The organism is Periweissella cryptocerci (assembly GCF_004358325.1).
In the GTDB taxonomy this organism is placed as follows: domain Bacteria; phylum Bacillota; class Bacilli; order Lactobacillales; family Lactobacillaceae; genus Periweissella; species Periweissella cryptocerci.
In genome coordinates this window covers 852939-866388 of the sequence record NZ_CP037940.1, presented here as the reverse complement: position 1 = coordinate 866388, position 13450 = coordinate 852939, and the positions used below count along the sequence as shown (strand labels likewise).

Genomic DNA, 13450 nt, shown 5'->3' with positions numbered 1-13450 from the left:
TTTTTTGGTATTCAAATTTCACAAACTTTTCCCAAAATAAAAAGACATACATCGTCTTTCCTTGTTATTCTGAAGTTCTCACACAAACAGAAAAGGAAATACGACATATGCCCACTAATAATTCTATCTTACGTGCCACTGGATTAACAGACCCAAATTTCAATTTTCACATTACTGATGATGGTGAGTTCAACTATCTTACTCAGAATGACAAACATGATTACGCAACCCTTAATTACGCCGCTACGCTTGATGTTATGCCTGATGTGCCCTACTGTGCTCATTCAAGTTTGTATCGCCATTCCACGAATATTCCGGTTCACGTATTGCCTTCCACAAACGGTTTATCATCAAGTCCTACATCTCGACAAAAAAACGTTATAAGTGTTAACGGCTGCGCCCGTACTGTTTGTCGCCCAATCCATGATTTTACGGGACAATCTAAAATTACACGCCCTTTATTGCTTCAAATACTCGACCTCGCACGATTTGATATCTCAGCCAAGTTGATTTCATATATCCTCAAACTATCACACACTAAGATTCATAAACTTCTCAACGCCACAGCTGACCGTTACCGGCCAAACTATGAACAACAACTCCCACCAGTTATTTGTATTGATGAAGTTCAATACATGAAAAATCGCTACGGCTTCGAAATGATCAATGGCTCGAATTCTGATTTTATCGAGATTTTCCCAGAGCGCACGAACGCTAAAGTTAGGGGCTATTTGGCGAATTTCTCGTTAAAAAATCGTAAATGTGTGAAACTTGTGGTCACTGATATGAACGCCAACTATCAAACTGTTGTCCGGCGGATGTTTCCTAACGCACAGGTCGTTATCGACCGCTTTCATACTGTCCAACTGGCGATGAAAGCCGTTCAATCTGTCCGAACTGGGTACCAAAACACTGTCGACAACCGTACTCGAATCTACAAAATTCTCAAGTCCAACTGGAAACTTTTCCTTAAACCAACGAGTCAAAAGTATGATATTTTCCGCATTCGCGCTGGTTCAAAGGCATTAATCATACGCTTTTCACCATCGACAATCCTTGATGAGTCTATACCCAATGCCCAACTTGGGCATTGCTTGCGAAATCTATCAGCTTATTTTACGGCCGTAAACAGCCGCAAGGAAGATGAATTCGTCCGCGCTAACTTAAAACTATAAAACTACTGGCACGCCCATGGATACGGTCATCAAAACTTATAAGAAATACAGACGTGGCATCATTGAATCGTTTAGAGTTAAAGCCAGTAACGGGCGTATTGAAGGCATTAATCGACGTATCAAACAAATGAAACGGACCGCCTATGGTTACGCTAAACCCGCTAACTTCTTCCATCGAATTCGTCTCCAATTATTAAATAAACACGTTTTAACATCACAATTCACTAAATTGATGACAGAATAAAACCCCGAAATCCGTTAAGATTCCAGGGTTATTTCACAAGCTTAATTTCGCCCAACCCACGTCAGACGGAATAGAGCCCTTTTTTTGATTTGGTGAGATATTGGTACTTCCGATAAATAATATATAAAGTTATGACTTACGCTTCTTGCCAAATACATACAACCCAACGACGCCTGCAAGGATTGCGGTTCCAAGGGCGGGGATGAGGTAGTTAGTGCGCTTACCAGATTTAGGCAACGTTTGACTAGGCGTGATGTAAGCCGGAATATTGCGGTTAATGGGTGTATTCAGTAGTATGGTTTTGTTACCAGTAGTGGTAGTTTTACCAGTTGACGGGGTTGTATTGTTAGTATTAGTACCCCCACCGGAACCTGGAAGCCCACCGGAACTTGGAAGCTCACTTGGAGTCTTGGGCGAATCAGGTGTAGCGCTGCTACTAGTGCTAGGCGTTTTATCGGTGGTACCGGTATGTGGTTCGCCAGATCCTGATGGTTTGGGAGTTGAACTTGGACTATCGGTAACCGGCTTATTAACGTCAGTTGCGACTTTAGCATAAACGAATTTATAATTGCGTCCAGCGTTTTCACCATAGGTTAACTTGGGTAAAACTGGGGTTTCGTCAGCGTCGTCCCAATCAAAATCAGTAACGGCCCGAGAACTGGCAGCGGTAACCTTGGTACCATGCACGGCTTTGAATGTATAACCAACCAGTACCTTTGGCGTTAAATCAAGTTCATTACTAGGCACATCTGTGAGTGTTTCTGAGTCCAATTGGTTGCCATCAGTATCAACCCAGAAAATTGTCACGGGTTGCGCCATGGCACGAGCATAGTGGTAGGTAATCGTCTGATTCAGTGAGGTAATTGTTTGGACTGATCCGCCATCAGCTGTGCCGTTCGTGTAACCGACAATTTCAGGAGCGGTAGGTACCGGGTACTCATCGGAAACTCGAACATCAGCATCTGCTAGGCCAACAACCGGGGAACCATCCGTACCACTAGTGATTGGTTGGTCATTTTCATCGAGGTAGGTAAAGTTGACCTTGGTGTTGATGTACCAGTCGTTTTCGGCGGTATATGTGCCCGTATAATCTGCGGGATACCTATATCCAACATCATCAAGGTAATTATTTTGCGCCCAATAATTAATCGTATCACGAATTTTCATGGCAGAATTTAGCGCAGTTGTATCAGTTGGAATGATTTCACCACCGGTTCGCAAGTAGCCCATATCTATCAGAGTGTAGTCATCAGATATACCAGCATCAACACCCTCAAATGCATTTTCGCCAATTTCAAGATCGGGATTAAGGGCACCAACAGTAATCGTTGTTAAGTGATGACAACTTGCGAATGCAAAATAATCAATAGTTGTTAAATTGGGGAGATTACCAAAATTAATTGACTCTAGACCTAAATCCTCTGCAAATGCGTCCGCCCCAATTGTAGTTAATGCAGTTAAATTCTCAAAATTGATACTTTTAATACCAAAACGATCTGAAAGTGCACCCATGCCAATTGTTGTAACGTCACTTAAATCATCACCAAAGACTAAATTACCATCCCAATCCCATTCAGTTGTGGGTTGACGCGTAAATGAGCCCTTGTCACTGAAACCGGTTAGAGTTTTCCCATCATCAGAAAATGTAAAATAAGATCTGTCAAAAACATAGGGAGTTTTACCGGTTATTTCAGGATTATAAAAACTCTTGGCCTTACGTTCTTCAGCTTTTGTTGTAGTACTTGGTGCAAAGTTATCGTTAGTAACAGTTTTATTTGAGGTAGACTCAATCGTATCGTTACCATTAGTTGTATCAAAATTCGTTTCTTCGTCGAGGTTTGGAGTTTCGGCGGTTGGCACACCGGCTGTTTCAGGCAGTAACTCACTATTTGGTAATGGATCAATAATAGTACTGCTTGTGTCAGTGGATGAAGTATCTTTTTGTACTTCCTCAGTTCGATCATTTAATACCTCATCAGCAAGTGTCAGGGGTGTGGCACCCATACCACCAACTACAGTAATTGTAGCTAAACCAGCATGCATCAACTGCTTTTTTGTGAGATGGTGCTGTGTTGCTTCTTCAGGTTTCATAAGCATTCTCCATATTGTATTTAATAATGTACTAATATAAATGGTACTAGTGAAATAAGAATAATATATGTGTGAGGTAAGAGTATTTGACGGCGCAAAATTTTGCTAACTGAACGTATTGGAGCATTGTGTTTAGTAGTGGGTTTTATGTTGAAAAAATTATACTGATATCATTAAAAATGCTGATTATCTCGTTATTGATGAGAAGTGTACGTTCAAAACATCTCTTTTTACACGAATGAAATTCATACGGATACTGTAAAGTTGAAGTTGAAATTATTCTAAACACATAGAGGGTTAAGCTTATGACTAATAAAACAAAGCATTCCAAACTGTATCATCAAGGCAGACATACTGGTTATGTTGGTATGGCTGCTATTACATTGATTGGTGGGATGGGAGTAACACCAGTTGTTTTAGCTGAAGAATTAGTAACAGAACAAATCGAAACAGCCGTGAAACATGATTCAGTTGATGATAATTCAACAGAAGAAAGTGTACAGTCAAGCGTGCAAAGTAATGATAACTTGACGGAGAATAATCTGAACTTCAATTTAGAGGATGACGCACAGAGTAGAATTATAGCGCCAACAACAAATATAGCAAAGCAAAAAGCAAAGGATAAGGACAGTCGTTTCGGTACCGCATCTTATCAGTTTACGAACCTTGATTTTACGTATGAAGATGATGGAGCAACAGTCACTGGGTTTAGCGAACATTTTTTGAATAATCCTAACTTTGATCTTACAAATTGGGACGGCGTGTTAGTTTTTCCAAAAGATGTTATGACTAATGTTACAGCAATTGGTGAGTACGCATTTTATGATGCTTATTACACAATCGTACCAAAATTAATCAGTAAACTCGATTTATCAGGGTTAGCTAATTTAAAAACAATTAAAGAGGGCGCATTTATAAATAATGTAATAACTGAAGTTAACTTTTCGGGATTGTCGAAATTGGAAACTATAGGTTTTAGGGGGTTTTCTGGTAATACCCTTAGCGAAGTTGATCTTAGTCCTTTGACGAAATTAAGCGATATGGGGATTGAGGGCTTTTCGTACAATTTCAATTTACAGAAAGTTACATTTCCCAAGTCTAATATAATAACGATGATTCCAGAATGGACATTTAATTATGCTCAATTGCTGACAACAATTGATCTCAGTGTGTTACCTAATTTGGAATCAATTGGTGAGGGCGCATTTTCGGCAGCGCCAATAGCTGAACTTGATATTAGTTCATTATCGAAATTAAATTACATTGGTGATGGAGCATTTTCAAATTCATATTTTTCGCCAAGCCTCAAAAAAATAATTGTGGGTAATAATCCAGACTTAGAGATGGGTGAGGATTCCTTTTCTGCGGTGGTCAAAGGGAGTGAAGTACTACCAATTGATAGCACTGCGCTGGAAACAGCTGAAAAAGTTAGAGATTTCATCAATAAGGCACCGCATAATTTATTTACAGGGAAAAATCTGTGGTACATTGCTGCTACCGCGACACAAAAGTACGTCGATCAAAATGATAATGTAATCACCCAAGATATTAATGGAGTACCACTTACTCCGGCAAAAATTACCACAAAAGTTGGCACCACATACGATAATGGACCAACTATTGCAGGGTATGATGAACCAGAAATCGTGGGTGGTAGTACAACTGGCACATACGATGCACTCACACAAGAAGTTACGTATAAGTATATTCGCAGCAAAGCCCCTAAATTCACAGTCTACTACGTTGATGAAAATGACATCCAAATCGCACCATTACAGACATTGGAAGATGTTCCAGAATCTGTCCTCGACTTAACGCCACAAAGCATTGATGGCTACGATTACAAAAATCTTTTCGGCAGTAATGCAGTTAGTAAGTCGTTGCGGGCGGTACCAGACTTGAGCTGGCAGCCGGCCGACGAGTTAGCAAAAACGAAAATTAATTATGGTGATAACAACGGCCGCAGTTATAAATTTGTTTATTCACTAAAAACTATTCCAGCTGATAATAACAATCCGGATAAAGCTGGGGGGAATGGTTCAAATACACCCGCTAGCACCACGCCGACTCCGGGCAAATTACCAAGCTCGGGTGGCGGCACAATACCCGCTAAGAAACCAAGTACAAGTGGTGATACCACGCCCACTAAGAAACCAAGTGTAACAACGCCAGTCGCTTTACCTGGTTCTGGTGGGACGCCAACAACTACACGGACGAATGGTGCTAATCGGGTAGTGAACACAACTAACACTATCGGCACAAATAGAAATAGTGCTGCAACTGCAAACCAAGCTACTCGCTTACCGAAATCAGGTAACACGGCAAATCGCATGTTACCAATATTAGGTACGGCAGTGCTTGTCGGAATACTTGGCTTGTATGGCTTGCGGAAGAAACGTAAGTGATAATAATTTGAAAAATGGTGCTGAAACATAACCTCCAAAAAATCCTAAAGTACGGCTTACGGCCTAGCTTTGGGATTTTTTTGCGTGGATTTCCAACCATACAGTGACCAAGTTTATTCAATCACACGTCAGACGGAATACAGCACAAAAAACCGCCAAACCATGAGGAGGCTTGGCGGTTACATGTAGGAGATGTGTATGAAGAAAATACTTAATTGGGATGATGCTAATATACTGCTTGAACATTAAGTGAAAATTAAATTAATAGCCTTACTTGATTTTGGCAACCCCAGTTTTGTAGTTGATGACCACACCGTTCTGAACGTTTGGCACAAAAACATTGAAGTTCACAGAACCATCGCTTGATTTAGCTTGGATGTTTGCACCGGCAGGCACGAGGTTGTTGCCATCGTAAATGTCAATTACGCGGTAACGTACACGTTTGTTTTGATCCAAAGCTTTACGGACGATGCCTTCGTAGTAGTTTTGCCCGGTATTATCTACGCCAGCAGCTTCATTAGCCCATGCAGTTTGCGTGGCAATGTTTTTAGGGTTAGCTTCAGAAGCATCAAATGAGCGAATCCCACCAACGAGGGCGTAACCACCTAAGTGACCGCGGTCATACAAGTGTGAGTAGCCACCACCAGATAATTGAATTTGGTTCCAACCAACTGGACGCATAGTCTTGTCATTACCAGTCTCAGTCCGGTTTTGATAAATTCGCGTGCTCTTACTTAACAAACCATCAAATTGGTGTGGCCGCCCAAGTGAGTCTTGGGGTTTATTGGTAGCGTATGGCGCTGAGCTAACGTTGGCGTTCAAAGTTGATTTGTTATTATTAATGGCAAATGAACCCGTACCATTCCACGTAATTGTGTATTTGAGTTGGGTACGAACGGTTGGTGTGAGGACTGATTCAGCGAGTGCCTTAGTAGGGGCGTTAGCCGAAGCTGTAGTCCCGCGCCCAGTTCCAGCTGTTCGACGGCTATTGGCGCTCCGTGGTTGGGAACTGCCATTGGAATCAGAAGTATCGTGGTTTAAACTTTTAACCCCAGTTGTCCCACCAACCAACAATACAACCGCAGCGATGATGAAGCGAATTATTTTCTTTTGATTCATGTGATTCTCCTTTTAGTGCCTTGAAAAGGATCCCCGACCAATTTTACAGATAAAAAATTACGCGGATTCCTTCGTAAGTAGGTTTAAATAATGGCAGTATCGTAAAATTCCAACTGCACCTGAAAAAATGAAAAACTAGCTTACTAAATATAGCATTATTTACTCAGTTTGCACACTATTTTTCGCCACGATACGAATTTTTTTTCGCATGTCATTATCTGGAAATGAATTCTAACATCAAACCCTAATAGTTCTCGGGTGAGGCTAGTAAGCAAGCGAAGTGAGAGATTTCACGAAGATTACAAACGTTGATATGGCGGGATTTACGTGCATTTGCCGCGAGTTGCGTAAAACGTTTTACAAATGTATAGTAATACCTATTGTTTCTTGCGCAAGGACATAGAGCTGAATTTAACATTCTACCGGCTCGCTAATACAAATCATAGAATGAAGGGACGTGTGGCTCACAAAAATGGGCTGCACAATATGGACTAATAATTATGACTAACGAAACAACGATGCCGTGGTATCAACACTTAACTGCCGATTGGCGGGACTGGCCACGCGCATCATACTTCTTGATGGGCTTCACGATTGTTTTTGAGATTTTCTTATTTGCCACCGGGCACGCCACGATTTTCTCAATGATTGGGGCAATCCTGGGGGTCGCGACGGTTAACTTAATCACCGCCCGCAAATGGTTGAACGGCTTAACCGGTTTAGTTTCAGCAATTTTTATTATCGTACCAGGGATTATCCAATCAAATTATTCCGATGCGTTTATGCAATTTGTGTATATTGTTGTCTTAGATTTACCCGTAATTTTTTCAAATAGCTGGCTGAAAAATGCGGAAGTTAAGCATTTTGGTAAAAATGTCAAACTCTGGCTAAAATGGATTCTGCTGACAATTGTCGTCGCTGTAATTTTGGCTTCAATTGAAAGCATCACGAAAAATCCATTTGGTAGCGGCGCCTGGTTCTTGCACTCAATGCGTCCTTGGATTGATGGTCCCGCGGCTGCAATTGGCATTATCGGCGCCGTACTTTCCGTGAAACGGTATTCAGATCAATACTACTGGTGGACAATACAAGGCTTAGCGTCAATGACGCTGTGGATTAACACGGCAATGACTGGCCATGGCTCCGATTGGGCACTAGCCGTGTCATACACAATTTACTTCCTGAATGATATTATCGCCTTTGCTTCATCAGAATGGTTCCATGCGAAGAAGCACTAATTAGGTACCATTAAAATAAGTATGCAAAAAGCCGCTCATCCTGCAAATTAGTAGGGTGAGCGGCTTTTATTGATCTATTTATTTTAGCGTGGGTTTGAATCATCGAATTACTGAGGTTCACTTCAGTGTTGTTTTTCTCATGCTACTGTGACCCAAGGGTGGTAATTATTTTTTGCTAGTTTTAGAATTGTTCCTAACTAACGAAGTGTCGGTAAATTACTTGGCGGGCGCAGCCTTTACACCGCGACTGGGGTGATATGTGTGCAACACATGTCGCCGCTGAGGATAAGATGAGGAGTCTTAGGAATTTATTCCTTAGAGTCCCAGCTTGTTCGAACCGACCAAGACCGCACTTTGGCTTGGGAGGCTGCTTCCAGCGTGGTGCACCAAGTAATTTGCCGGCACGTAGTGGCCAAGTTTACGTCAGACAAAAAAGAGAACGGTTAACAATTCAATTCTATTACTTTTCCACGTATGACAATGGCTTATTAACATCAACTTTGGTACCTTGGAACTTGTCTTTGATGTATTTTTGCACGAAGGCTGAGTGGTACAGCTTGCCGAGTTTCTTAATATCAGCTTGCTTAGCTTTGGCCTTGGTGGTCACGAGTAAGTTGATTGAGCCTTTTGTGGTGGCATTGATTTGCTCGCGGTAAACGGAATCTTTCAATACGTTCAAGCCAGCTTCCAAGGCGGTCGTGTTGTTGATGAAAACTAAGTCCAAAGAATCAAGGACGCGGGGACCCATTGAGTAGTCGATTTCCTTGAATTTCAAATGCTTAGGATTTGCGGCGATGTCCTTGATTGAGCCGGTCCCAGCCTTAAATGAAGGGGCAAGTTTAATCAGACCAGATTGAGCTAACAATTGGAGGTCACGGGCTTCGTTGGCTGGATCATTGACTATACCAACTGTGGCACCGTCTTTGACATCAGCGAGGGATTTGTACTTGTGCGAGAAAATCCCAAGTGGTTCGAGGTAGGTGGTCGCAATTGGTACTAAGTTTTGCTTGGCTGCCTTGTTGTAGGCGTTCAAGTAATCCACCGTTTGGAAGGCGTTGACATCGATGTTACCGGAAACGGTTGCGGGATTGAGGCTGGTTACGTTGGTCAAATCTTTGACAGTAATTTTTAAGCCGGCGTCTTTGGCTTCTTTTGATTGGGCAATGTAGCGCCAAACATCAGTATCAGATCCCATCGAGCCAATCGTAATATTAGAACTGGTTGATTTAGCTTTACCACAGCCCGCCAAAATCAAGGCTAGGGCAAATGCAATCACGGCAAAACGAATATAAGCTTTCTTCATAATAAAAAATACTCCTCCAAAGTAGGCGACATTCGGAACTAGCGCCAATCGAATATGAAAGTTCGCAGGTCGCAAGTTCGGAAAAGAAATAATAGCAAATAAAAAAGTCCCCACCGAATCAAAAAGATTCAGCAAGGACGTCAGTAACGGGAACCACCTTGTTTCAGCAACCGCTCACACGGCTACCCACAATAACTACAAATTATAGTTGCGTGTAATAACGACACGAACCGTCAAGTCAGCTGAGAATCTGTGGGCACCGTAAGCACAGTGCGCCCAAATGCATAACCAACTTGAAATTCAGAGTTCATCTTCGATTAGTATTTGGTTTGTATCCTCGCAGCTAGTGGATACTTCTCTGTAAAACCGACTAATTAATCTACTCTTCTCATCAAAATCAAAAGTATTATTAATGTATACCAGTAGTTTACTCATTAAATTTTAACCTGTCAACCCAAAAAGTGAATTAGCCACTGGCTGCATCGGTGGTGTTAGCTAGTATTGGGACGAGACCGAGGAGTACATATTTACAGTATTTACACGTGAATGGTGCGAAAAGCTACCATAAAGTAATAGAGATTTTAAGATTGTGTGTCAGATGAGTAGATATCCTTTACATTTGCCTGATTTCAGCGTAATTTTGACAATTGAATATATCGAGAGAGGATTTTTAAAAATATGCAAAAACGTAAATCAGCATTTGGATTAAATTTACTGATTATCATTGCTGCGGTGTTCGTCGTTATTTACACTTTAATGATTGAACAGCCTAGCTTTGCGACTTTTACCCAGCGACTTGCCAAGCAAACGGTTTACGCGAAACGGTTCTTCGTTGGTTGGAATTTATTTGACCTTAGTTTAGTGATGGTCAACGTGATTCCATTGGCGATTGGTTATAAAATGGTGGCCGTTAAAAATAAAGTGACGGTGGCAATTCGCCAAGCACTAATTATTTTATTCTATGCCGTGATGTCGTTCATCGCGATGGCAGTGATTGCGCCCCACGAAACAAGGCATTTGGCTAATTTAGCAAGTGCCGTTGCGCCAATTGGGCACGGCACCTACTGGTTAGCCGGTGGGTTAGTATTAGCAATTGCAGTTGCACCATTTGTCGATCAAACGATGGCCAAGATGAGTAATGCGCGCTTAGATGCGTTTGCGTTAGGCTTGTTTGGTATCACAACGCTTGAAGCGACGTTCTTTAAGGCGCCCATTCTCAATCTTGGTGATGGGCAAAATGTCCTCTGGATTGGCACGTTGTTTGTCTTGGGGATGTACCTTAAGCATCGCCAATTGGCTACTAAAATGAAGCCAATCCAGTTAATCACAACGGTTATTGTGAGCTTAGTGAGTGTCTTTGGCTTACTAATTGCACAATTACAAATGCCACACACCCCAATTGAAGCAGCGATGCGTTTTAGCTCATTGACGAGTTTGCCAATTGTGTTGAGTGCGATGGCACTAGTATTGTTAGCTACAAAGGTGAGTGTGAAGAATCAATTAATTAACCGCCTTGGCGCGATTATTGCGCTAAGCACGTTTGATATGTACGTTTTATTTCAAACACCATTCATGCAACATGTCTTTGTCGACAAAATTATCCGCCGTGCCAATGTTGGTAAGTTTGGTAGTGCTATTACAGGGACTCTCCATTACACTAAGGCAGCTGTGGCGATTGTCGCGGTGCTTGCGGTCATCGGTTTGGTCCGTTTTGGCCTCACACACTTCACGCGTTTACAAACGTTCACCGCTAAATTTACGGCGGAACGAATTGCTCAAACAGTCAAACGTTTCTTTGCATGGATTGTGGCCCACAAGGTGCAACTCCAACAAATCGGTTTGGCATTTGCGGTGATGAGTGTGTTAGTAATCTTCTTGGATTACACGCAGTTGAAACTCGATTTGCCATATGCCCTGAAAATTACATTCCGGTTCCCTCATAACTACTGGATTAACATGACGATTATGAGCATCATGTTTGCACTGTTACTCGCAGTATTCAACCGTTTCTGGTATGCCCTGACGACGTTAACGGTAGTCATGTTAGCGTTTGGGATTGGGAGCTACGAAATGCTCATCATGCGGCAGGAACCAGTTTTACCTGCCGATTTGGCTGAACTTGGCAGTTTCTCTGAAATTGCCGGGATGGTCTCAGCTAAATTATTAGTTTATGCTGGGATTGGGATTGCGGTTTTAATCGCCTTAGCAGTCCTCGTCCAATGGCGTTCACGGATTACTAAATTCTTCCACTGGCGCGGTCGTTTAGTCTTGTTGATTATCAGCTTGGCGCTTGGCTTTTCATTATTCAATACGAATCACGAAATGTCACCATCGCACAAGTTCTTGGTCGCTGCGGGCTATGATCCAAAGAACTTTGACCAAACCGTGGCAGCAAAAGCCAACGGCCCATTGATTACCTTTGTCAATAATTTGGACGTGCAAATAATGGCGAAACCAAAGGGCTACAGCGCGGCAACGATGAACAAGTTAGCCCAAAAGTATACGAACGTCGCTAACAACATCAACAAAACCCGGACACAATCTGACATGAGTAAGCAAACGGTCATTTACATTCTGTCAGAAACGTTGTCAGATCCAGACCACTTACCTGGTGTGACGCTGAATGCCGAAGCCATGCCTTACTTGCAAAAGTTGAAGACGGAAACGACTTCAGGCATGATGCTATCATCTGGATACGGTGGTGGGACGGCCAACATGGAATACCAAGCGTACACCAGTATGGCGATGAATAACTTCTCACCAACTGTGACGACGCCATATGTGCAAGTTATTCCTAAAATGAAAAAAGTGCCAGCGTTCCAAAACTTATTTGATTACAATGTCAACGTCCACCCATATGTGGCGTCAATGTATAACCGGCAAAATGTCTACAAGGCATACGGTGTGAATAAGTTCTACCACATTAATAGTAAAAACAAGCTGACTTACACCGCCAAAGTAGGGCGTAATCCCCGCATTTCCGATGAATCAGCGTTTAAAGAAGTTGAATTACGAATTGCCCAACACAAGGGCGGCCAATTGATTGGTTTGGAAACGATGCAAAACCACCGGCCATATGGTCCTTATTACGCAACGGACTCTTACAAAGTCACGGCAAATAACTACAACATGCCCGAATCCGAAAAATCACAAATTGAAGATTACACGGAAGGCTTGCACTACACCGACCAAGCGTTGAAAGCATTCATTGCTAAGCTTGATGCAATTCAAAAACCAATTTCAGTGGTCTTCTATGGTGACCACTTGCCTGGTATCTACAATTCAATTCCCATGAGTAAGTATGGGATTCAATTGCACGAAACAGACTGGTTTATCTATTCAAACAAGTACAGCCGCGAACACGGTGTCAAGAATACGAAGTTACCTAACACAAAAATCGTTAGTCCAAACGTCTTCTCACCATTGTTAATGAAGCACCTGGATCAAAAGGTTTCACCATTCTACGCCTTGATGACGAATGTCGCTGAACAATTACCAGCAATGTCAACTGATTCAGGGAAAGCCGCCAACAAGAGTAGCGATAACGGTGCCGGCGAAATCCTCAACCAAAACAGTGAAATTGTGCCCGAAAACAAATTGACTGCGACTCAAAAGCAGACCCTTGCTGATTACCGCATGATTCAATACGATTTGACCACTGGGAAGCAATACATTTTGAAGGATAAAAGTTTTATTCGTCCGGTAACGGATAAATAGACGGATATATTCTGTCTGACGTGGGATTGAATAAAAATGGGCCACTACGTGCCGCTAAATTACTTGGCGCACCACACTGGAAGCAGCCTCCCAAGCCAAAGTACGGTCTTGGTCGGTTCGGACAAGCTGGGACTCTAAGGGATAAATCCCCAAGAGTC

The 13450-nt window shown here is 42.2% G+C and carries 8 protein-coding genes; 5 read left to right on the top strand and 3 right to left on the bottom strand.

The genetic code is table 11. The features are described 5' to 3' along the window. The first annotated feature begins 107 nt into the window (after positions 1 to 107). On the top strand, positions 108 to 1175 hold the full coding sequence (locus tag EQG49_RS03980) for a transposase (protein WP_165964767.1): 1068 nt from the start codon (positions 108 to 110) through the stop codon (positions 1173 to 1175). Positions 1176 to 1191: 16 nt separating this feature from the next. Next, entirely contained in the window at positions 1192 to 1419 is a 228-nt protein-coding gene (locus EQG49_RS03975) for a transposase (protein ID WP_133362754.1), read from the top strand. A gap of 129 nt (positions 1420 to 1548) precedes the next feature. On the opposite strand, the gene EQG49_RS03970 is transcribed toward EQG49_RS03975, so the two are convergent. After that, on the bottom strand, positions 1549 to 3510 hold the full coding sequence (locus tag EQG49_RS03970; protein ID WP_165964766.1) for a leucine-rich repeat protein: 1962 nt from the start codon (positions 3508 to 3510) through the stop codon (positions 1549 to 1551). 305 nt (positions 3511 to 3815) lie between these two features. Here EQG49_RS03970 and EQG49_RS03965 point away from each other — a divergent pair, with 305 nt between their 5' ends. Further along, positions 3816 to 5915, top strand: coding sequence for a leucine-rich repeat protein (locus EQG49_RS03965; RefSeq protein ID WP_133362752.1), 2100 nt, complete (start codon positions 3816 to 3818; stop codon positions 5913 to 5915). Between the two features lie 270 nt (positions 5916 to 6185). On the opposite strand, the gene EQG49_RS03960 is transcribed toward EQG49_RS03965, so the two are convergent. After that, positions 6186 to 7034, bottom strand: a complete 849-nt coding sequence (locus EQG49_RS03960; protein WP_133362751.1) for a DNA/RNA non-specific endonuclease — start codon at positions 7032 to 7034, stop codon at positions 6186 to 6188. 500 nt (positions 7035 to 7534) lie between these two features. On the opposite strand from EQG49_RS03960, the gene pnuC reads away from it, so the two are divergent. Next, positions 7535 to 8272 carry a nicotinamide riboside transporter PnuC gene (gene pnuC, locus EQG49_RS03955; RefSeq protein ID WP_133362750.1) on the top strand — a complete coding sequence of 246 codons (738 nt, stop codon included), beginning with the start codon at positions 7535 to 7537 and terminating at the stop codon, positions 8270 to 8272. A gap of 460 nt (positions 8273 to 8732) precedes the next feature. Here the strand turns inward: pnuC and EQG49_RS03950 are convergent, their stop codons facing one another. Next, positions 8733 to 9575 carry a MetQ/NlpA family ABC transporter substrate-binding protein gene (locus EQG49_RS03950; protein WP_133362749.1) on the bottom strand — a complete coding sequence of 281 codons (843 nt, stop codon included), beginning with the start codon at positions 9573 to 9575 and terminating at the stop codon, positions 8733 to 8735. A gap of 678 nt (positions 9576 to 10253) precedes the next feature. Between EQG49_RS03950 and EQG49_RS03945 the strand changes: the two genes are divergently transcribed. Continuing rightward, positions 10254 to 13292, top strand: coding sequence for a sulfatase-like hydrolase/transferase (locus tag EQG49_RS03945; protein WP_133362748.1), 3039 nt, complete (start codon positions 10254 to 10256; stop codon positions 13290 to 13292). The last annotated feature ends 158 nt before the right edge of the window (positions 13293 to 13450 follow it).

Bases quoted from the DNA above. Each gene is read 5' to 3' on its own strand.
- EQG49_RS03965 (WP_133362752.1), top strand. From the start codon at position 3,816: ATGACTAATAAAACAAAGCATTCCAAACTGTATCATCAAGGCAGACAT.
- EQG49_RS03950 (WP_133362749.1), bottom strand. From the start codon at position 9,575: ATGAAGAAAGCTTATATTCGTTTTGCCGTGATTGCATTTGCCCTAGCC.
- EQG49_RS03960 (WP_133362751.1), bottom strand. From the start codon at position 7,034: ATGAATCAAAAGAAAATAATTCGCTTCATCATCGCTGCGGTTGTATTG.
- EQG49_RS03980 (WP_165964767.1), top strand. From the start codon at position 108: ATGCCCACTAATAATTCTATCTTACGTGCCACTGGATTAACAGACCCA.
- EQG49_RS03970 (WP_165964766.1), bottom strand. From the start codon at position 3,510: ATGAAACCTGAAGAAGCAACACAGCACCATCTCACAAAAAAGCAGTTG.
- pnuC (WP_133362750.1), top strand. From the start codon at position 7,535: ATGACTAACGAAACAACGATGCCGTGGTATCAACACTTAACTGCCGAT.
- EQG49_RS03945 (WP_133362748.1), top strand. From the start codon at position 10,254: ATGCAAAAACGTAAATCAGCATTTGGATTAAATTTACTGATTATCATT.
- EQG49_RS03975 (WP_133362754.1), top strand. From the start codon at position 1,192: ATGGATACGGTCATCAAAACTTATAAGAAATACAGACGTGGCATCATT.